Raw genomic sequence first — 20407 nt, 5'->3', positions numbered from 1 at the left:
CTCCCGCCGGATCGACCCGACCACGACCAACAGAACGGACACCATCGAATGAGCGTCACACAGGAACAGGCAGACTGGTTCGCCGAGGCGTTCGGCAAGCTGGTCGGAAACGTCGAACAGGCCATTCTGGGCAAGGAGCACGTGATCCGCCTGGTGGTCGCCGCCATGCTCACCAACGGCCACGTGCTGCTGGAGGACTTCCCCGGAACGGGCAAGACCGTGCTCGCCAAGGCCCTGGCGAACACCCTGGACGGCACCCACTCGCGCATCCAGTTCACCCCCGACCTGCTGCCCTCCGACGTCACCGGTGTCACCATCTACGACCAGGGCAAGGGCATCTTCGAGTTCCACAAGGGACCGATCTTCGCCTCGATCGTGCTCGCCGACGAGATCAACCGGGCCAGCCCCAAGACCCAGTCCGCGCTGCTGGAGGTCATGGAGGAGGGCCGGGTCACCGTCGACGGCGTCAGCCACGAGGTGGGCAGCCCGTTCATGGTCATCGCCACCCAGAACCCCGTCGAGCAGGCCGGTACCTACACTCTGCCTGAAGCCCAGCTCGACCGGTTCCTGTTCAAGACCTCGCTCGGCTACCCCGACCACGACACCGCGGTCACCCTGCTGCTCGACTCCTCGAACCGCGCCCGGGATGCCGGCATCACGCCCATCATCGCGTCCAGCTCCGTCGTGACCATGGCCCAACTCGCCTCCGAGGTCTTCGTCGACGCCGCCGTGCTCGGCTATCTCAACGAGATCGTCACGGCCACCCGCACCGACGTCTCCTCCACCCTGGGCGTCAGCATGCGCGGCGCCCTGGCCCTCGCCCGCGCCGCCAAGACCTGGGCGCTGTCCCAGGGACGTACATTCGTCACCCCCGACGACATCCGCGACCTCGCCGTGCCCGTGCTGGCCCACCGCATCATGGTCGACCCCGAGGCCGACTTCGCCGGCGTCACGGCCGAAGAGATCGTCAACCGCATTCTGGTCGAGGTCGCTCCTCCCGCCTTCCGCGCCGCATGACGCTCCGCACCGAGCGTTCCCCCCAGCGAACCTCTCCGGCCGTCCACGCCCTGAGGTCGTTGGGGCGCGCGCTCGGGGCGGCCGCCGGCAATGCCTGGCGTCTGGCCCGGCAGCTGGCCGCACTCGTGCTGCAGCGCATCCGCCCGGTCACCGACGTGGTCGCACCGGCCGGACGCCTGGTGTTCCTGGTCGCCGTGCTCGCCTTTGCCGTGAGCGCCCTGTTCGGCTGGGTGGAATTCACCTACCTGGCCAGCACGCTCCTGGCGGCGCTCCTCGTCGCGGTGCCCTTCATCGTCGGTCGGGCCACCTACACCGTCGACCTGCAGCTCAACCCGCACCGTGTGGTGGCGGGGGAGCGGGCCCTGGGCCAGATGACGGTCACCAACTCCGGTGAACGCGCCCTGCTGCCCGCGCGGATGGAACTGCCCGTCGGCAGCGGCATCGCGGAGTTCGTGATCCCCGGCCTGGCGCCGGCCGCCGAACACGACGAACTCTTCGCGGTGCCGACGCACCGTCGGGCCGTCATCGTGGCCGGTCCCGCCATCTCGGTCCGCGGCGACCAGCTCGGCCTGCTGCGCCGCACCGTGCGCTGGACCGAAGCCGTCGAACTGTTCGTGCACCCGGTGACCACCCGGATCGCCTCGTCGGCCGCCGGCCTGATGCGGGACCTCGAGGGCGAGATCACCAAGAAGATCACCAGCGACGACATCTCCTTCCACGCCCTGCGCGCCTACGAGCCCGGCGACGCCCTGCGCAATGTGCACTGGCGCACCTCCGCGCGCACCGGCCAGCTCATGGTGCGGCAGTTCGAAGAGACCCGGCGCACCCAGCTCACCCTCGTGCACAGCGCCGAGAACCGGTATTACGCCTCGGAGGACGAGTTCGAGCTGGCCGTGTCCGTCACGGCCTCGTTGGCGTTGCGCGTGATCCGCGACGGCACCGGCCTGAGTGTCGTGAGCGAGAAGTTGGCCCTCCGCACCGCCACTCCGGTGGCCATGCTCGACGACTCGTCCCGCATCGAACCGGTGAGCGACCTCTTCCCGGGCCTCCGCGAGTTCGCCCGCGCCGCCACCCGCCGGCTCCCGCCGCCCAGCGTCGTGATGATCGTCGCCGGCTCCACCATCGACCTCGCGGAGTTCCGTGCCGCACAGACCCTGTTCGGCAAGGACGCGACCACCCTCGCGTTCCGGATCGAGCCGGGCGCGCAGTCCCGGCTGTCCACCGTGTCCGGCCTCACCGTCGTCACCATCGGCGACCTGGCCGATCTGCCCAAACTTCTCCGACGGGTACACCGATGAGCCGCTCAGACCCCACCCCGCGCACCGCGATGCCGCAAAGCCCGGCCACACCGGCCTCTCCAGGTCCGGTCCGGGCCCGTCTGGCCGCCCTGCGTCCGTTCCCGTCCGCCGCCTGGGCGGATGTCGCTGTGCTCAGCCTGCTCTCGCTCCTCGGAGTCCTGGGACTCGAGACCTCCTTCGGCGACTACAACTTCCTCGTGGCGGGGCTCGGCGGCCTGATCGTGGGCACCGGCGCCGCCGTGCTCGGTTACGCCCTGCGGCTGGGCGTCGTCACCAACGTCCTCCTGGCGATCCTGGTCTACTTCCTCCTCGGCACGCCGTTCACCATGCCCGGCGAGGCCCTGCTGGGCGTGCTGCCCAGCGTCTCGTCCACGGCCGGTCTCGCGCTCGGCGCGGTCTTCGGCTGGGCCGATATCGTCACCCTCGGCACCCCCGTCGAGGCTCCGTACTACATGCCGGTGCTGCCGTACTTCGCAGCCTGGCTGGTCGCGCTGGTCGCCACCATGCTCGCCAGCCGCTGGCTGCCCCGGCACCGCCGCACGGTGTGGCGCACGGGCCTGCTGCTCGTCGGCCCGGTGCTGCTCTACCTCACCGGCATCCTGATGGGCACCGACCAGACCTACTTCGCGGGCCTGCGCGGTGTGGCCTTCGCCGTCGTCGCCATCGTCTGGATCGGCTGGCGACGCAGCAACCAGGGCTCGGCCGGCCGCTCGGGCGCCGCCCTCTCCGGCGCTGATGCGGCCGGCACCCGCCGGCTCTTCCGCCGCAAGCTCCTCGGCACGGCCACCGTTATGCTCGGTGCGGTGCTCATCGGCGCCCTCGTCGGCGGCGTCCTCGCCCCGAACCCGAAGGACCGGTTCGTGCTGCGCGAGGAGATCCAGCCGCCGTTCGACCCGTTGGAGTTCTCCAGCCCGCTTGCGGGTTTCCGCCAGTACACCAAGACGCTGGCCGACACCCCGCTGTTCACCGTGACGGGCCTGCAGCCCGGCGAAGTGCTGCGGCTGGCCAGCATGGACGCCTACGACGGCAAGCTGTGGAACGTGGCCGCGCCCGACACCCTCGTCGGCGGGTCCGGCAGCTTCCGGCTCGTGGGGCGCACCATCCCTGCGCCTGCCCTGGCCACCAGCATCCAGAACAGCACGGTCACCATCGACGTCGTGGGATATGAGGATGTCTGGCTGCCCGGTGTGGGCTACCCGACCACGGTGGACTTCGACGACGCCGGCAGCCAGGCCGAGTCCGAGAGCCTGCGCTACAACAGCGACAGCGGCACCGCCGTGCTCACGAGCGGGGTGGAACCCGGCTACGAGTACACCGTGAGCGCCCAGTTGCAGCAGACCTACCGCGACGAAGACCTCCAGAACATTCCCGTCGCCGATGTCACCCTGCCGGCCGTGCAGAACATCCCGGATGTCGTCGTGGCCAAGGCCATCGAATTCTCCGGCGGCGCCGACACCCCCATCGACAGCCTGCGCGCCATCGAACAGTCCCTGAAGACCAAGGGGTTCCTCAGCCACGGCCTGGCCTCCGACGGCATCCCGTCCCGGGCCGGCCACGGCGCCGACCGGCTGAACGAGCTCTTCACCCGCACCCAGATGGTGGGCGACGAGGAGCAGTACGCCGCGGCCATGGCCCTGATGGCGCGCAGCCTGAACTACCCGGCCCGTGTGGTCATGGGCTTCGCACCCGAGGTGGCCGAGGACGCCACGAGCGTGGAGGTCACCGGTACCGATGTGACCGCCTGGGTGGAAGTCGCGTTCGAAGGGATCGGCTGGGTGCCCTTCTACCCGACCCCCGATCAGACGGATGTGCCTCAGGACCAGACCCCGAAGCCCAAGACCGAGCCGCAGCCGCAGGTGCGCCAGCCCCCGCGCATGGACAACGAGGCCGACGACCTGCTCACTGCCGTGGAGATCGACGACACCAAGAACGAGACCAAGGACAAGGACTTCGTCCTGCCCGTCTGGGCGTGGATCGCCATCGGCGTCGTCGGCATCCCGCTGCTGCTCCTGGGCCTTCCATTGCTCATCGTGGCGCTGCTCAAGTCCCGGCGCCGGCGCCGGCGCAAGACTCGGGGAACGGGCGATCAGCGCGCCGCCGGGGCCTGGTCGGAACTGACCGACGGTTTCGCCGAGCTCGGCTACGACGTGCCCCGCGACTCCACCCGTCGCCAGGTCGCCGCGAGCCTGGACAGCCAGCTCATCGCTCAGCTCGCCACCCGGCCCGAGGCGGCCGGTGCCGAGCTGACGAGTGCCGAGCTGACGAGCGCCGAGCCGGCAGACGTCGACCCGGCACGTCTGGAGCCGGCGGGCGTTGACCCGGCGGACGAGGCACCCTCAGACGCGCCGGCGACCGACGCGCGGCTCTCTGACGCGCCGCCCGCTGACGCGCCGGCCGTTGCTGAGCCGGCGGTGGCCCGGCCGAAGCCGACCCGGTCTGCTCCGGCCCGGTCGGTGGACCTCATCGACGCGGCCGAGGTCGTGGCGGCCCACCGGCTGGTGCCCGTGGCCGACACCGTCGACAGCGCGGTCTTCGGCGGTCGCGAGATCGACGACGAGGCCGTTGACGAGACCTGGGCCCAGGCGCTGGCGTCCCTCGCCACGGCGAGTGCGTCGGCGGGCCGGTTGCGCCGCCTGTTCGCCCGGTTCCGGCTGCGCTCCAAGCGCGACTGGAGCCAGGTCAATCTCCGCGGGTCCCGCGAGGGTTCCCGGGGCTCCACACGAGGCCGAGGGTAGGGTTGAACGGTGGACACACCAGTGGATAAGCCGGGTTTCATCGTGCCCCCTCCGGGCCTGTTCCCGGTCGACGACGACCGGTCGGACGCCCGCGACAGCGGCTCCCCGGCGTCAGCCCGAGCCGCCGCGGCGCCTCCCGCGGTGACCCCGATGCCGGGAGAGCTCCCGCCCGTCGAGGCCACCCGGAACGCGGCGGCCTTCCCCGCAGTTGATACCCGCATCGCACCCCCGGCCGGCGCTGCGACGCCCGCACCCGCCGGAGGCCCGACCGGAACGCCGGCCGCCGCTCCGCCGTCCATGATGACCATCCCGGCGTTCCTACCCGCGCCGCTCGGCACCATCCCGGTGCCGCCCCGCGCCGCGCCGGCCGCCCCGATCACCCCGCCCGCGGCGATCACCCCGCCCGCACCGTCGCCGGCAGCATCGGGAGCATCGCCGGCATCGGCCGCGGCGCCGCCGACGGCCCCCCAGGCCATCACCCCGGCGATGCCACCGGTCGGCCCGCCCGCCGAGGCGGCGTCCGGGTGGACCCTCCGGCTCGCGGACGGGCAGGCCGTTGCCGTGACGGGGTCTCTCGTGCTCGGCCGCGACCCGGCACCGGTCACCCGGCGCGCGGCCACCATGGTCAGCGTGCAGGATCCAGCGCTCTCGGTCTCCAAGTCGCATGCACTGGTGGAACTCTCCGCCTCGGGGGAGCTCACGGTCACCGACCTGCACTCCACCAACGGTGTCAGCCTGTCCGATGCCGCGGGGCAGCGAGTGCCGCTGGAGCCGGGCATCCGCACGGTCCTCGGCGACGGAGCCCGTCTGCTCCTCGGCGAGTTCGCCGTCGTGGCCAGCCGGGCCTGAGTGGTTCCACAGCGGACATCTGCGCCCGGTGTGCCGGACCCAGAAGTTCGCACGGGAACCAGATGCTGCTACGCCGCGGTGTCCTCCTCGTCGCCGTTCTGCGGTGGCGACATCCCGGCAGGCGTCGGGGCGCTCGACAGCGGCGGTGTCCTCGGCAGCCGCAGGGCGGCACCGAAACCGAGCAGACCGGCCAGCGCCAGTCCGGCATAGACCACGGTCAGCGAGGTCTGCCTGGCCTGGGCGTTGATCTGGATCATCGCGTCCTGCTGCTCGGCCGGGTACCCCGAGATCGCAGTGCTGAGTTGGCCGTCGCTGATGATCTGGGCCTTCTCGGTCACGGCGGTATCCAGCTGTGCCTGCTCCGACGAGGTGAACACCGTGCTGTCGTCGATGAGGCTCGTGGCGGTCAGCACGAATACCGACAGGATCAGCGCCCCGGCCAGTGCCGTGCCGAGGGACGCCCCGATGTTCTGCGAGGTGTTGATCACTCCGGACGCTTCATTGGACCGCTGCGGTTGCACCGACGACATGATGAGGTTCTGGTTCTGGGAGGCTATCGTGCCCGCACCGAACCCGACCAGCGCCAGCCCCACGATGAAATCGGTACCGCTCGTGGCATCCCGCGCCAACAGGCCCATCATTGCGGCACCGAGCACGATGATGGCGAACCCGGCCAGGATGACCGAGCGCGGGGCGAACCGGCGGCTGAACACCCGCCCGCTGACCGCGGCCGAGAGCAGCACGGCCAGGGACAGGGGCAACAGGGTCAGCCCGCTCTGGATGGCCGAGTAGTTCAGTTCCATCTGCACGTAGAGGGACAACGCGAAGATCGACCCGGTCAGCACGAGGTACTGCAGCAGCTGCACGGACGTTCCCGCAGAGACCGCCCGGAGGCTGAACAGAGTCAGGTCGAGGAGAGTGTCGTGGTGATGCCGGTCGCGGCTCCGTTCCACCAGGATGAAGACGATGAGGAAGAGTAACCCGATCGATACGAGGATCACGGTGGGCGAGATCTGGCCGGCGGTGAGGACGACCTGTCCGAGCACCTCGACGTCGACACGGCTGACGACGAGCCCGTAGGCCGAGGCCAGCACGATGCCCAGGACCACGGTGATCAGTCCGGCGGAGCTGAGGATGAAGCCCGCCCAGTCGAAGCGCGGTTTCCGGCCGAGGAACGGCGCATCCTTGATGATCTTCAGCTGGGTGAAGATGTACAACGCCACGAGGAGTTCGCTGGCGAAGGCCAACCGCCACGACAGGTAGGAGGTGAACAGGCCCCCGATGATCGGCCCGATCCCCGCCGCGATTCCCGCGATCGCCGCGAAACCGGCGTACGCCTTGGCACGGGCGGGACCGGCGGCGAAGTTCGAGACGATCAGCGACATCATGGCCGGGAGCATCATGGCCGCGCCGAGACCTTCGAGGATCGACCAGCCCAGGATGAAGACACCCAGGGTGGGGGAGAGCGCGGTAATCGTCGTCCCGGCGGAGTAGACGGTGAGACCGAGAACGAACGCGCGTTTGCGGCCGATGATGTCGCCCACCTTGGCGCCGGCGATCATGAACGCGGCCATCACCAGGGTGTACAGCGTGATGGCGTTCTGGATGCCGGTGACCGTGGTGTCGAAATCCGCCACCAGGGTCGACAACGACACGTTCATGAAGGTCGAGTCGACCACGATGATGAACTGGGCGAGCAGGATCACGACCAGCACTCGGCCGGTCTTCGCTGGAGCGGCTGTCTCCGTCATGCGCACACCATACGTCGACCCGGCGCGAACCGTGGGCACAGCACTGGAATCCGCGAATCGGAGCGGCTCAGGTCACAGATCGCGACGGGTGCGGGGTGCAGTGTTAGCCTATGGTGTGCTGTTTAGTCGACTTCTTCTTCTGTGCCGCGACGAGTCCCGTTCCTAAAGGCCTCACTCGTCGCGGAGTCTGTCGTTGGCTGACCACCGTTCCCGAGGAAGACGCACAAACATGACTACTGCAGTGATCACCGACGCGGCGATCGAAAGTTCCCGTCCGCGCACCCTGGCCGAGAAGGTCTGGGACAAGCACCTGGTTGCCAAGGGCGAGAACGGCACGCCCGACCTCATCTACATCGATCTGCACCTCGTGCACGAGGTCACCAGCCCGCAGGCCTTCGACGGTCTCCGGCTGGCCGGGCGCCCGGTGCGCCGGCCCGACCTGACGATCGCGACGGAGGACCACAACACGCCCACACTGGCGATCGACCGGCCCATCGCCGATCTCACCAGCCGCACCCAGATCGAGACGCTCCGCAAGAACTGCGCCGAGTTCGGTATCCGCCTGCACTCGCTGGGCGACATCGAACAGGGCATCGTGCACGTGGTCGGCCCGCAGCTGGGTCTCACCCAGCCCGGCATCACCGTCGTCTGCGGCGACTCGCACACCTCCACCCACGGGGCCTTCGGCGCCATGGCCCTGGGCATCGGCACCAGCGAGGTGGAGCACGTCATGGCCACCCAGACGCTGCCGCTCAAGCCCTTCAAGACCATGGCCATCACGGTCGACGGCACGCTGCGCCCCGGCGTGACGGCCAAAGACATCATCCTCGCCGTCATCGCCAAGATCGGCACCGGCGGCGGCCAGGGTTACGTGCTCGAGTACCGTGGCAGCGCCATCCGCGCTCTCTCCATGGAGGGCCGCATGACCATCTGCAACATGTCGATCGAGGCCGGCGCCCGCGCCGGCATGGTCGCCCCGGATGCCACCACGTACGCCTACCTCGAAGGCCGCGCGCACGCGCCGCAGGGCGCCGACTGGGACGCCGCCGTCGAGTACTGGGACACCCTGGCCACCGACGAGGGCGCGACCTTCGACGCCGAGGTCATCCTCGACGCCGACACCCTCGAGCCCTTCGTGACCTGGGGCACCAACCCCGGCCAGGGCGTGTCGCTCAGCGACACCGTGCCCAACCCCGCCGAGATCGACGACGCCAACGAACGCAGCGCCGCCGAACGCGCCCTCGAGTACATGGATCTGGCAGCGGGAACCGCGATGAAGGACATCCACGTCGACACCGTGTTCCTCGGCTCCTGCACCAACAGCCGGGTCGAAGACCTGCGCGCCGCCGCCGAGATCATCAAGGGCAAGACCATCGCCGACGGCGTGCGGATGCTCGTTGTGCCCGGCTCCGCCCGCGTGCGGATCGAAGCGGAGGCCGAAGGCCTCGACAAGATCTTCCTCGCCTTCGGCGCCGAATGGCGTTTCGCCGGCTGCTCGATGTGCCTGGGCATGAACCCCGACCAGCTCGCCCCGGGGGAGCGCTGCGCGTCCACCAGCAACCGCAACTTCGAGGGCCGGCAGGGCAAGGGCGGACGCACCCACCTGGTCTCCCCGCTCGTCGCGGCGGCCACGGCCATCCGCGGCACCCTGTCCAGCCCGTGGGACCTCGTGCAAGACGGCACGGTCCCCGCCGGCCTCGTCCCGGCAAGCCTGTAGGAGACCCGACATGCAGAAATTCACCACCGTCACCGGCGTCGCCGTGCCCCTGCGGCGCTCGAACGTCGACACCGACCAGATCATCCCCGCGGTGTTCCTCAAACGCGTCACCAAGACCGGATTCGAGGACGCCCTGTTCTACGGTTGGCGTCAGGATCCTGAGTTCATTCTCAACCAGGAGGCCTACCAGAGCCCCCGCGTGCTGGTGGCCGGAGCCGATTTCGGCACCGGATCCTCCCGGGAACACGCCGTGTGGGCGCTGCGCGATTTCGGCTTCGACGTGGTGCTCAGCCCCCGGTTCGGCGACATCTTCCGGGGCAACTCGGGCAAGCAGGGCCTGCTCGCCGGCCAGATCAGCGAGGCCGACGCGGAGACCCTCTGGGCCGTTCTCGAGGCCGACCCCGGAATAGAATTGACGGTCGATCTGGTTGCCTGTACTGCCAGTGTCGGTGACCTCACAGTCTCATTCGAGGTCGACGAATACACTAGATGGCGACTGCTGGAAGGCCTCGACGACATCGGCCTGACTTTGCGCGACGAAGCGCGGATCGCAGAATTCGAATCCCACCGGGAGCCTTGGCGCCCCCGCACTCTCCCCGCAAGGCAGGTAAATTTGTGATCATCGTCGGCGAAACCAACCAGGTCCGCGAGAACGTCAACGACCTCTCAGAACGCGGAAACGCGCAAAGTCACGGAGCCAATGTGGGCCTGATCGGCGACAAGATCACCATCCGCGGCGGCCGCCCCCTGGTGGGCCGCATCGAGGTCAAGGGCGCCAAGAACCTGGTCACCAAGGCCATGGTCGCCGCGCTCCTCGGTGAGACGCCCAGCATCCTGCGCGACGTGCCGAACATCAGCGACGTGCGCATCGTGCGCGGCCTGCTCGAGGCGCACGGCGTCAAGGTCACCGAGGGCGACGAGCCCGGCAGCCTGCAGCTGGACCCGGTGGACGTGGAGAGCGCGCACTACGCCGACATCGACGCCCACGCCGGCTCCTCCCGCATCCCGATCCTCTTCTGCGGCCCGCTGCTGCACCGCCTCGGCGAAGCCTTCATCCCCGAGCTCGGCGGCTGCCGCATCGGCGACCGCCCCATCGACTACCACCTCGAGGTGCTGCGCAAGTTCGGCGCCGTCGTCGAGAAGCAGCCGGACGGCATCCGCATGTCGGCGCCGAACGGCCTCAAGGGCACCAAGGTCGAGCTGCCGTACCCGAGTGTCGGAGCCACCGAGCAGGTTCTGCTGACCGCCGTGCGGGCCGAGGGCATCACCGAGCTCAAGAACGCGGCCATCGAGCCCGAGATCATGGATCTCATCAACATCCTGCAGAAGATGGGCGCCATCATCACGGTCGACACCGACCGGGTCATCCGCATCGAGGGCGTCGAGAGCCTTCAGGGCTACCAGCACCGTGCCCTGTTCGACCGCAACGAGGCCGCCAGCTGGGCCGCGGCCGCGCTGGCCACCGACGGCGACATCTTCGTCGGCGGCGCCAAGCAGGCCGAGATGCTCACCTTCCTCAACGTCTTCCGCAAGGTCGGCGGCGCGTTCGACATCCACGACGACGGCATCCGGTTCTACCACCCGGGCGGCGACCTCAAGCCCGTCATCATCGAGACGGATGTGCACCCCGGGTTCATGACCGACTGGCAGCAGCCGCTCGTGATCGCCCTCACGCACGCCCACGGTGTCTCGATCGTGCACGAGACCGTCTACGAGCAGCGCTTCGGCTTCGTAGACGCGCTCGTGGAAATGGGCGCGACCATCCAGATCCACCGCGAATGCCTCGGCGGACACCCGTGCCGCTTCGGCCAGCGCAACTTCAACCACTCCGCGGTCATCGCCGGCCCCACCAAGCTCGTCGGAGCCGACATCGAGGTCCCGGACCTCCGCGGTGGCTTCAGCCACCTCATCGCGGCCCTGACGGCCGAGGGAACCTCCACCGTGAGCAACGTGGGAATCATCAGCCGTGGATACGAGAACTTCATCACCAAGCTGCGTCTGTTGGGGGCTGACTTCGATCTCGAAGGATAATGGCACCGTGCCAGATGCAAACGTGCCAGAGTCCACCGTGCCCGATCCCGCGTCACCAGCGTCTCCGGTGACCGGCAAGGGACGCTCGGAGAAGAGCAAACCGTCGATCTTCTGGCTGCTCGCCGCCATCGTCGTTCCGGCGATGAACGTGGCGGCCCGCTACAAGATCACCGACGGACACAAGTTCCCCCGGCAGGGCGCGTTCGTCTTCTCGCCCAACCACTACAGCGAGATCGACCCGATCGTCATGGGCATGGTGAGCTGGAAGCTCGGCCGCCTTCCCCGCTTCCTGGCCAAGGCGTCGCTGTTCAAGCTGCCCGTTGCCGGCTGGCTCCTGACGAAGTCGGGCCAGATCCCCGTACAGCGCGGCGGATCCGTGCGCGGCAGCGAACCCGTCAAGGCGGCCAGACGCCTCGTCGAACGCGGCCAGATGGTGGTGGTGTACCCGGAAGGGTCGCTCACCCGTGACCCGGAACTGTGGCCCATGCGCGGCAAGAGCGGCGCCGTGCGCATCGCGCTCGAGCAGGGCATCCCCATCGTCCCCGCAGCGCACTGGGGCACCCAGCAGCTCATGGAGCGCTACTCCAACAAGCTGCACCTGTTCCCGCGCAAGACCATCCTCGTCAAGATCGGCGACCCGCTCGACCTGGCCGAATTCCGCGGCCGCAACCTCGACACGGCAACGCTGAACGAAGCGACCGCCGTGGTGATGGATGCCATCACCGCCCTGCTCGAGGACCTCCGCCAGGAGAAGGCGCCGGTCAAGCGCTGGAACCCGTCCGAGCACGACCAGAAAGAGACCGGCCGCTTTGAAGCCTAGAGTCCAGCCAGGAACCCGGGTAGCCGTCCTCGGCGCGGGAAGCTGGGGCACCACCTTTGCCAAGATCCTCACCGACGGCGGCGCCGACGTCGTTCTCTGGGCCCGCCGCCCTGAGCTGGCCCGGGAGATCACCGAGGGCCGTCGCAACAGCGACTACCTGCCGGGCATCAACCTGCCGGTCGGGTTGCGCGCCACGTCCAGGCTCGACCTGGCGCTGGCGGGAGCCGAACACGTCTTCGTCTCGGTGCCGAGCCAGTCCCTGCGTGAGAACCTCATCCAGGCCGAACCGTTCCTGGCGCCCACCGCCACCATCGTGTCGCTCATGAAGGGCGTCGAGCGGGCGTCCGGGCTGCGGATGAGTGAGATCATCGAGCAGGTCCTGCCCATCGACCCGGCCCGCATCGCGGCCATCTCCGGGCCGAACCTGGCCCTGGAGATCGCCAAGGAGCAGCCGACCGCCGCCGTGGTCTCCTCGTCCAGCCTGGAGACCGCACACGCCGTGGCCCTGCTGGCCACCACCAAGTACTTCCGCTCCTACGTCAACACGGATGTCATCGGCACCGAGTTCGGCGGCGTGCTCAAGAACCTCATCGCCGTGGCGATCGGCATCGTCGACGGCGTCGGCTACGGCGAGAACACCAAGGCGTCGATCATCACCCGCGGGCTCGTGGAGATGACCGACTTCGCGGTGGCGTACGGGGCGCAACCCGAGACCCTCGCTGGTCTGGCCGGCCTGGGCGACCTCATCGCCACCTGCCAGTCCCCGCTGTCCCGCAACAACACCGCGGGTCGCCTGCTGGGCCAGGGCTACAGCTACAACGACGTCATCGCCCAGATGCAGCAGACCACGGAAGGGCTCGCCTCGGTCAGCCCGATCCTCGAACTCGCCCGGGCCAAGGGCGTCGACATGCCCATCGTCGAACAGGTGCGCCAGGTGCTGGCCGGTACGCTGAAGCCGCGGGATATTGCGCCGCACCTCACGACGGACTCCGGCGCACCGCAGGGTGAAAGGACCATTGATGACGGACAAACTCACGGTAGCGCTGCTGTTTGGGGGGCGGTCAAGCGAACATTCGATCAGCTGCGCCACAGCGGGCGGGGTGCTGGCCGCAATTGACCGTGACCGCTACACCGTCATCCCGGTGGGCATCACGCGTGACGGTGCCTTCGTGCTCGAAGACGACGACCCGGAGAAATTCGCGCTGACCGCATCGGCCCTGCCCGAGGTGACCGACAATGGCACCCGGGTGCTCTGGCCCGACAGCGCGGGCAACCGGGAACTCAGCATCGTGGACGCCTCGGGGCGCCGCAGCCTCGGAACCGTCGACCTGGTCTTCCCGATCCTGCACGGCCCGTACGGCGAGGACGGCACCGTGCAGGGCATGCTCGAGCTCGTCGACTTGCCGTTCGTCGGCTCCGGCGTGCTCGCCTCGGCTCTGGGCATGGACAAGCACTACACCAAGACCGTGCTCCAGCACGCGTCGCTGGCCGTTGCGCCGTGGCGCACCATCACCGCCGACGACTGGGCCGAAGCGCCCGGTATGGCCTATGCGGCACTCGAGGAACTGGGCCTGCCCGCCTTCGTGAAGCCCGCCAGGGCCGGCTCGAGCGTGGGTGTGAGCCGGGTGTCCAGCCCCGACCAGCTGGCCGAGGCCATGGCCGTTGCGCTGGCCGAAGACGACAAGGTGCTCATCGAGGTGGGCCTGGTGGGCCGCGAACTCGAGGTCGCCGTGCTGCAGGGCCGCCCCGGCGAGCCCACCCACGCGTCCGTCGCCGGAGAGGTCGTGGTCACCGGCCGTGACTTCTACGACTTCGCCGCCAAGTACCTGGATGCCGCCGGTATCGACCTGGTCTGCCCGGCGGTGCTGCCGGCCGACGACCTGGCCGAGATGCAGCGGATCGCCGTGCGGGCCTTCGAAGCCATCGACGCCGACGGCCTCGCCCGGGTGGACTTCTTCCTCACGGAGCAGGGCTGGGTGATCAACGAGATCAACACCATGCCCGGGTTCACACCGATCTCGATGTTCCCCAGCTGCTGGCTGGCCAGCGGCTACACCTACCCGCAGCTGATCGACGAGCTCATCGAGGTGGCCCTGGCCCGGTCGGCCCGTCGTCGGCGCCCCGAGCCGGCCGCCGCAACAGCCGAGTAGTCGCCGGTGCCGCCCGACTGGGCGGCACCGGCTCCTGCGGGCTTCGGCGGGCTCCGGCGGGTGTACAACGCTAGGGCGCCGCGCCCAGCTCCACGAGCAGCACGCCACCCATGATGAGGGCCATTCCTGCGGCCATCAGCCAGGTGAGCGGCTCACCGAAGAGCACCTTGCTGGCCAGGGCCGTCAGGGCCACGCCCACGGCGGCCCAGACCCCGTATGCGACGCCGAGGGGCAGACCCGCGCCCAGGGCCAGCGAGAGCAGGGAGAACGCCGCGAGGTACCCGAGCGCCACGACGAGGTACCAGGCGCGCCGGCCATGCACGGCGGCGCGCAGCGAGAGGGTGGCCGTGACCTCGGTGAGGATCGCCCCGGCAAGGAACAGCCAGCCCATCATGGCGCCGCCTCGGGCGGCACCGGCGGGTGGCCGGCCTGGGCCCCTCTCGCTGCCGCCCGGCGCCCGGCCTGCTGCGAGCCCAGTTCCACGCACAGGACGCCGCAGATGATCAGCGCCATCCCGGCCAGCATCAGGGGTGTGAGCGCTTCGCCGAAGATCACGGCCGCCAGCAAAGCCGTCGCCGCGACGCCAACGGCACCCCAGATGCCGTAGGCCACCCCGAGCGGGAAGCCCAAGCGCAGCACGGCAGCCAGCAGCGCGAAGGAGCAGGCGTAGCCGGCGACGACGAGCACGTACCAGGCCGGCTGGTCCAGAGCGCCCTTGAGTGACAGCGACGCTGCGACCTCGCTCGCGATCGCTCCAGCCAGGAGCAGCCAGGCCGTCATGGTCAGGGAGTGTTGCCCGGCAGCGTCACGTCGTCGGCGCCCACGCACTGCGTGGTCGCGGGAACGTTCGCAATGGCGGAGGCGAGATCCACCAGGGTGGTCGAGCCGCTCACCAGCTCGGAGTCGATGTAGACCTCCGTGGCCGGGTCGCGCCCATAGGTCGTGTACCGGTAGCGGGGCTTGTCCGAATCGTCCTCGATCCAGTCGATGCCGTTGATGCTCACGCAGGGCAACGTCGTGGGACCCGGCACAGCGACACCGCAGGTGAGCAGCACAGCCGCCGGGTCGCCCCAGGCGCCCGTGGCCTGGGCATTGGTCTCACGCTCGGGCTGGTCGGCCACAGTGGTGGGCAGTCGCACGATGATGTCGGCGCAGGCCGGGTTCACGGCATCCGCGGCCGGCTGCATGGGAACGGCGGCCGAGCAGCCGGTGAGCAGGATCGCGCCGAGCGCGACAACCCCGGCGCAGGCCGTGCGCAGGCGGATGCGCCGGGGGCGGCCGGCGGACTGGCCGGGCGTCAGGGGCCGGGCCGGGTGCGGTGCCGAATGCGCTGCCGAATGCGCTGCCGGGGACATGGGCGTGAACGGGGGAGTCATCGCATTCAGGTTACCGTTTGAAGTATGACGAATGCCGCAGCCGTGCCCTCCTGGGCGACGGAGGACACCCTGGCCGACCTGAGCGAGGGCGAGGTTCTCGCGCGCATCTTCCCCCGGCTGCCGCAGGCGGACACCGAGCTGCTCGGCCCCGGCGACGACGCGGCGGTGCTCAGCGCCGCGGACGGCCGGTTCGTGGTGACCTGCGACATGATGATCCAGGGGCCCGACTTCCGGCTGGCCTGGTCCACCCCGCACGACCTGGGCTGGAAGGCCGCCGCGACGAACCTCTCCGACGTCGCCGCCATGGGGGCCCGCCCGACGGCGCTCGTCGTGGCGATCGCCGCCCCGCCGTCCACGCCCATCTCGGTGATCCTCGGTATCGCCGACGGACTCCGCGACGGCTGTGAGGCTCTCGCGCCGGGCTGCGGAGTCGTCGGAGGCGACCTCTCCGCCGCCGACGCGCTCACCCTCTCGATCACGGCGTTCGGCGACCTCGAGGGCCGCCCGCCCGTGCTGCGCTCGGGGGCCAGGCCGGGCGACGTCGTGGCGCACGCCGGGCGACTCGGCGACGCCGGCATCGGACTTGGACTGCTGTTCCGCTTCGGCGTCGACGAGCAGGGAGTGCCGAGCCGGGAGCAGGCCGACCTGCTCAAGGACCGGCACGGCGCCCTCGTCGCCGCCCAACTGGCTCCGGTTCCCCCGATCAACCTGGGGCCCGTTGCGGCCGCGGCCGGGGCGACCGCGATGCTCGACGTCTCCGACGGCCTGGCGATCGATGCGGGCCGGTTGGCGCGGGCAAGCGGTGTGGGCATCGATTTCGACTCAACCGCACTCGGCGACAACCGGGAGCTGGCGCTGGGCGGCGGCGAGGACCACGGCCTGCTCGCCACCTTCCCGCCGCACAGTTCCCTGCCCGAGGGTTTCCGGCGTCTGGGCGCCGTGACGGCAGAGGCCGGCATCGTGCTCGTCGACGGCGAACCGCACACGCAGGGCGGCTGGGATCCCTACCGGGGATGGGACGGCCAGGCGGGCTAGGACCAGAGGCCGATCGGACCCCTACGCGGCAGGCTTGACCAGGCTGCGGGCGATCTCACGAGCCCAGGCCTCGACCTGCGGCCAGTCGCGGAAGTCCCCGGCCGGGATCTTCTCCGCGGCTCCCGGAAACCGGCGGATGGTGCGGTGCGCCAGGCTCAGGGAGTCCGGGTCGATCGCACCGAAGAAGACCCGGTGGCCAACGGGGCGCACTGTGCTGTCGAAATCGATGATTTCCGCCGGCACCGTGTCGGCCAGGATGTCGGTGGCCTCGGCATCCGTCGCCGGAGTGCCCAGCGGGCCGCTGCTGAACAGCCAGACCGGGTGCTCGAGCAGGGTGGGCTGGTAGCGGCGCACGAACGTCGTGGCATCCCGGAGCCAGTGCCCCATGTACACGGCGCTGCCGATCACGAAGGCGTCGACTCCGGCCACGTCCTCGGCATGCGGGGGTTCGGCCGCGTCGTAGACCCGCACGGTGAGCCCCGCCAGGGCGAGCTCAGCGGCAATCCGCTCGGCGATGCCCCGGGTGGCACCGTAATGGCTCGCACAGACCACAGCTACGCGCACGGGCTCGACCTTTCGGATGTGGCGGACGAAGCTGTCCACACACCATACGTTAGGCCTTAAAACCAGCGCTGACCAGCCCTCTTCGGGGGGTTGGTCAGGCGGGAACCGCGACGTCGGCGTACCAGAGGGTGGTGTCGCCGTAGTCCTTGCGGCGCACCAGTTCGAGACCGGGGCCCCAGGTGGGTTCGGGGGAGCGCGAGGACCGTTCCACCACGACGAGGGCATCGGGATCCAGCAGCGGCACCAGGGCGGCGAGGTTGGCCGCCAGTTCGGTGTCGGGGAGGTCGTACGGCGGGTCGATCAAGACCAGGTCGAAACCGTCCGGCGTGCCGGCCAGGAATGACTGGACGGCCTGGCTCGACACCGAGATGCGCAGCGCGGAGTTCTTGGGGGCGGCCTTCTGCACCGCCTGGGCGTTCTTACGGCAGGTCTGGCTGGCCGCGAAACCGTTCTCGACCAGGGTGACCACCCGGGCGCCGCGGCTGGCGGCCTCGAGGCCGAGGGCGCCAGAGCCGGCGTACAGATCGAGCACCCGGTAGTCGCGCACGGCGTCGCGCGCCTCGAGTGCGGAGAACAGCGCCTCCCGCACCTGGTCGCTGGTGGGCCGGGTGCCCTTGGCCGGCACGGTGAGGGTGAGGGAGCCGGCGAACCCGGCGATGATTCGCGTCATTTGTCTTCGAGCCTAGCCGCCGGGCGCTGTCCACATCCTTCGGCATCGACGGCGGGTGTCGGTGGCGACCTTTAGCATCGAAGTATGACCGGTCCGGATGCCGCCGCCACCCCGCACGGGGAGCCCGCCGACGACGCTGCCGGCACCCTCACCCTCGACTCCGGACTGCGCGGGGTGCTCGGCGCCGCCCCGGCGACGGCGTTGGCCAAGGCCTTCGGCATGACCACGGTCGGCGACCTCCTCAGCCACTACCCGCGCCGCTACGCCAGGCGGGGTGAACTCACCACCCTGGCGGAGTTGCCGCTCGACGAGGCTGTCACGGTGCTCGCCGAGGTGCTCTCGGTGAGTGTGCAGGACTACGGCCGGCCGCAGCCGGGCAAGAAGGCGGTGCACCGCACGAAGGTGGTCATCTCGGACGGGCGCGGCATGCTCACTCTGACGTTCTTCAATCAGCCCTGGTTGATCAAGACCCTGCGCCCGGGCATGCGGGCCATGTTCTCCGGCAAGGTCACGGTCTTCAACAAGACCCGGCAGCTGGCCCACCCCGCCTACGAGATCGTGCCGGGCAGCGACGACCCGTTGGACGCCACGATCTCGCCCGCCGAGGCCATCGAGGCCCGCCTCTGGGCGGACCGGCCCATCCCGATCTACGCGGCCACCGCGGCCGTCACCAGCTGGACCATCGCGAAACAGATCGCGAAGGTGGTCGACCAGCTCGGCCCCATCGACGACCCGATCCCCGAGCGGCTGCGCCGGGAGCGCGGCCTGCTGGACCACCGGGACGCGCTCGTCCGCATCCACCGGCCGATCTCCGACGAGGAGTGGAACGAGGCCAGGGACACGCTGCGCTTCACCGAGGCCTTCGTGTTGCAGTGCGTGCTCGTGCAGCAGCACACCGAACACCGCGCCCGGCGCACCCGCGCGCGGCTTCCCGTTCCCGGCGGGTTCCTCGAACGGTTCGACGCGGCGCTGCCGTTCTCCCTCACGGTGGACCAGGAACTCACGGGTGCCGAGATCCAGCGCGACCTGGGGCTGACCGCGCCCATGAACCGGCTCGTGCAGGGGGAGGTCGGGTCGGGCAAGACCGTCGTGGCCCTCCGCGCCATGCTCGCCGTGGCCGATTCGGGCGGGCAGTCCGCGTTGCTGGCACCCACCGAGGTGCTCGCCGGGCAGCATCTGCGTTCGATGGCGCGCATCCTGGGCCCCGACCTCACGGCCGAGCTGATGCCGACCCTGCTCACCGGCCAGCTGCCCGTGGCCGAGCGACGCAAGGCACTGCTGCGCACGGTGTCGGGCCAGGCGCGCATCGTGATCGGAACCCATGCCCTGCTCAGCGACACCGTCGGATTCTTCGATCTCGGCCTCGTGGTCATCGACGAACAACACCGCTTCGGCGTCGACCAACGTGAGGCTCTCCGGCTCAAGGCCGAACTGCCGCCGCACGTGCTGGTGCTCACCGCAACGCCCATTCCCCGCACCATCGCCATGACGGTGTTCGGCGACCTCGATGTGAGCACCATCGCCATGCTGCCGGCCGGGCGCCCGGGCATCGAGACCTTCGTGGTGCCGCTCGATGAGAAGCCGGCTTGGGTACTGCGCGTCTGGCAGCGCATGGCCGAGGAACTGGCCCTCGGCCGGCAGTGCTTCGTGGTGTGCCCGGCCATCGCCCCGAAGAAGCTCGAGCAGGGCGAGGAGATCGACTTCGACGCCACCCCGATGACCACGGTCGAGGAACTGCTCGCCGACCTGCGCCGGCATCCGCTGCTCGCAGCCGCGCGTATCGAGCCCCTGCACGGCGCCATGACCGCCGATGAGAAGGAACACACCATGCGGGCCTTCGCGGCCGGTGACATCCAGGTCCTCGTCGCCACGACCGTCATCGAGGTCGGTGTCGACGTTCCCAACGCCTCCGCCATGGTCGTAATGGATGCGCACCGCTTCGGCGTGTCGCAGCTGCACCAGCTGCGCGGACGGGTGGGACGCGGGGGAGTGCCGGGCCTCTGCCTGCTCGTGACGGCGGCTCCGATCGGCAGCCCGGCCCGGGAGCGCATCGAAGCCGTCGCGAAGACCCTGGACGGCTTCGAGTTGGCCCAGGTCGACCTCGAGCAGCGCCAGGAGGGCGATGTGCTCGGCCGGTTCCAGTCCGGCGGGCAGTCCTCGCTGCGGCTGTTGCGCGTCGCCACCGACGGGGACATCATCTCGGCCGCCCGCACCGCGGCCCGCGAACTCATCGGCGGGGACCCGGAGATCCGCACCATTCCCGCGCTGCGGGCGGCCGTGCGCCGCAGGCTCGACGACTCCGAGCGTGCCTCCCTGTCGAAGGGGTGAGGTTGAGCCGCAGCCCCCGCCAGCCTGACAAAGCCCTCGACGTCCGGCCAATCCGGCCGCCTCGGG

General features: G+C 69.8%; 18 protein-coding genes. 12 read left to right on the top strand and 6 right to left on the bottom strand.

The window, feature by feature from the left end:
• Positions 1 to 48 precede the first annotated feature (48 nt).
• From PA27867_RS10860 to PA27867_RS20265, 4 genes are read left to right on the top strand one after another with little or no spacing between them, the layout of a single operon-like run.
• A complete protein-coding gene (locus PA27867_RS10860; RefSeq protein ID WP_066596260.1) occupies positions 49 to 1017 on the top strand; it encodes an AAA family ATPase in 969 nt (322 codons plus the stop codon).
• Entirely contained in the window at positions 1014 to 2315 is a 1302-nt protein-coding gene (locus PA27867_RS10855; protein ID WP_157109198.1) for a DUF58 domain-containing protein, read from the top strand. Before PA27867_RS10860 ends, PA27867_RS10855 begins: the two co-directional genes overlap by 4 nt.
• Positions 2312 to 5050, top strand: a complete 2739-nt coding sequence (locus PA27867_RS10850) for a transglutaminase domain-containing protein (RefSeq protein WP_157109197.1) — start codon at positions 2312 to 2314, stop codon at positions 5048 to 5050. Before PA27867_RS10855 ends, PA27867_RS10850 begins: the two co-directional genes overlap by 4 nt.
• Positions 5051 to 5059: 9 nt before the next feature.
• The gene (locus PA27867_RS20265) at positions 5060 to 5899 is read left to right on the top strand and encodes an FHA domain-containing protein (RefSeq protein ID WP_157109196.1); all 840 of its coding nucleotides are present in this window, start codon (positions 5060 to 5062) and stop codon (positions 5897 to 5899) included.
• A gap of 68 nt (positions 5900 to 5967) precedes the next feature.
• Here the strand turns inward: PA27867_RS20265 and PA27867_RS10840 are convergent, their stop codons facing one another.
• Positions 5968 to 7650 (bottom strand): MFS transporter, encoded by a 1683-nt coding sequence (locus tag PA27867_RS10840; RefSeq protein ID WP_084021005.1) that lies wholly within the window; start codon positions 7648 to 7650, stop codon positions 5968 to 5970.
• Positions 7651 to 7879: 229 nt separating this feature from the next.
• On the opposite strand from PA27867_RS10840, the gene leuC reads away from it, so the two are divergent.
• The 6 genes from leuC (at position 7880) to PA27867_RS10810 (ending at position 14368) form a co-directional block, all read left to right on the top strand.
• On the top strand, positions 7880 to 9367 hold the full coding sequence (gene leuC / locus PA27867_RS10835) for a 3-isopropylmalate dehydratase large subunit (RefSeq protein ID WP_066596255.1): 1488 nt from the start codon (positions 7880 to 7882) through the stop codon (positions 9365 to 9367).
• A gap of 10 nt (positions 9368 to 9377) precedes the next feature.
• On the top strand, positions 9378 to 9986 hold the full coding sequence (leuD, locus tag PA27867_RS10830; protein WP_066596254.1) for a 3-isopropylmalate dehydratase small subunit: 609 nt from the start codon (positions 9378 to 9380) through the stop codon (positions 9984 to 9986).
• An 83-nt stretch (positions 9987 to 10069) separates the two neighbouring features.
• Positions 10070 to 11398 carry a UDP-N-acetylglucosamine 1-carboxyvinyltransferase gene (murA, locus tag PA27867_RS10825; protein ID WP_066599690.1) on the top strand — a complete coding sequence of 443 codons (1329 nt, stop codon included), beginning with the start codon at positions 10070 to 10072 and terminating at the stop codon, positions 11396 to 11398.
• A gap of 7 nt (positions 11399 to 11405) precedes the next feature.
• Positions 11406 to 12218, top strand: coding sequence for a lysophospholipid acyltransferase family protein (locus PA27867_RS10820; RefSeq protein ID WP_236900687.1), 813 nt, complete (start codon positions 11406 to 11408; stop codon positions 12216 to 12218).
• A complete protein-coding gene (locus PA27867_RS10815) occupies positions 12208 to 13335 on the top strand; it encodes an NAD(P)H-dependent glycerol-3-phosphate dehydrogenase (protein WP_066596253.1) in 1128 nt (375 codons plus the stop codon). Before PA27867_RS10820 ends, PA27867_RS10815 begins: the two co-directional genes overlap by 11 nt.
• Positions 13238 to 14368: a D-alanine--D-alanine ligase family protein gene (locus PA27867_RS10810; protein ID WP_066596252.1), complete on the top strand. Its 1131-nt coding sequence runs from the start codon at positions 13238 to 13240 to the stop codon at positions 14366 to 14368. The genes PA27867_RS10815 and PA27867_RS10810 overlap by 98 nt, the downstream gene beginning before the upstream one ends.
• Before the next feature lie 70 nt (positions 14369 to 14438).
• On the opposite strand, the gene PA27867_RS10805 is transcribed toward PA27867_RS10810, so the two are convergent.
• The 3 genes from PA27867_RS10805 to PA27867_RS10795 are packed head-to-tail and all read right to left on the bottom strand — an operon-like array spanning position 14439 to position 15744.
• Complete coding sequence (locus tag PA27867_RS10805; protein ID WP_084021001.1) at positions 14439 to 14759, bottom strand: DMT family transporter; 321 nt, start codon at positions 14757 to 14759, stop codon at positions 14439 to 14441.
• Positions 14759 to 15148: a DMT family transporter gene (locus PA27867_RS10800; RefSeq protein ID WP_066596246.1), complete on the bottom strand. Its 390-nt coding sequence runs from the start codon at positions 15146 to 15148 to the stop codon at positions 14759 to 14761. Before PA27867_RS10800 ends, PA27867_RS10805 begins: the two co-directional genes overlap by 1 nt.
• A 2-nt stretch (positions 15149 to 15150) precedes the next feature.
• Complete coding sequence (locus PA27867_RS10795; RefSeq protein WP_236900686.1) at positions 15151 to 15744, bottom strand: DUF3515 family protein; 594 nt, start codon at positions 15742 to 15744, stop codon at positions 15151 to 15153.
• Positions 15745 to 15768: 24 nt separating this feature from the next.
• Here PA27867_RS10795 and thiL point away from each other — a divergent pair, with 24 nt between their 5' ends.
• The gene (thiL, locus tag PA27867_RS10790; RefSeq protein ID WP_066596245.1) at positions 15769 to 16779 is read left to right on the top strand and encodes a thiamine-phosphate kinase; all 1011 of its coding nucleotides are present in this window, start codon (positions 15769 to 15771) and stop codon (positions 16777 to 16779) included.
• A gap of 21 nt (positions 16780 to 16800) precedes the next feature.
• On the opposite strand, the gene PA27867_RS10785 is transcribed toward thiL, so the two are convergent.
• Complete coding sequence (locus tag PA27867_RS10785; protein WP_208857252.1) at positions 16801 to 17382, bottom strand: flavodoxin domain-containing protein; 582 nt, start codon at positions 17380 to 17382, stop codon at positions 16801 to 16803.
• Between the two features lie 55 nt (positions 17383 to 17437).
• Positions 17438 to 18013 carry a 16S rRNA (guanine(966)-N(2))-methyltransferase RsmD gene (rsmD, locus tag PA27867_RS10780; protein ID WP_066596244.1) on the bottom strand — a complete coding sequence of 192 codons (576 nt, stop codon included), beginning with the start codon at positions 18011 to 18013 and terminating at the stop codon, positions 17438 to 17440.
• Positions 18014 to 18097: 84 nt separating this feature from the next.
• Here rsmD and PA27867_RS10775 point away from each other — a divergent pair, with 84 nt between their 5' ends.
• A complete protein-coding gene (locus tag PA27867_RS10775) occupies positions 18098 to 20341 on the top strand; it encodes an ATP-dependent DNA helicase RecG (protein WP_066596242.1) in 2244 nt (747 codons plus the stop codon).
• Positions 20342 to 20407: the final 66 nt, after the last annotated feature.

The organism is Cryobacterium arcticum (assembly GCF_001679725.1).
Classification (GTDB): Bacteria; Actinomycetota; Actinomycetes; order Actinomycetales; family Microbacteriaceae; genus Cryobacterium; species Cryobacterium arcticum_A.
This window is presented reverse-complemented; position numbering and strand designations above follow the sequence as displayed.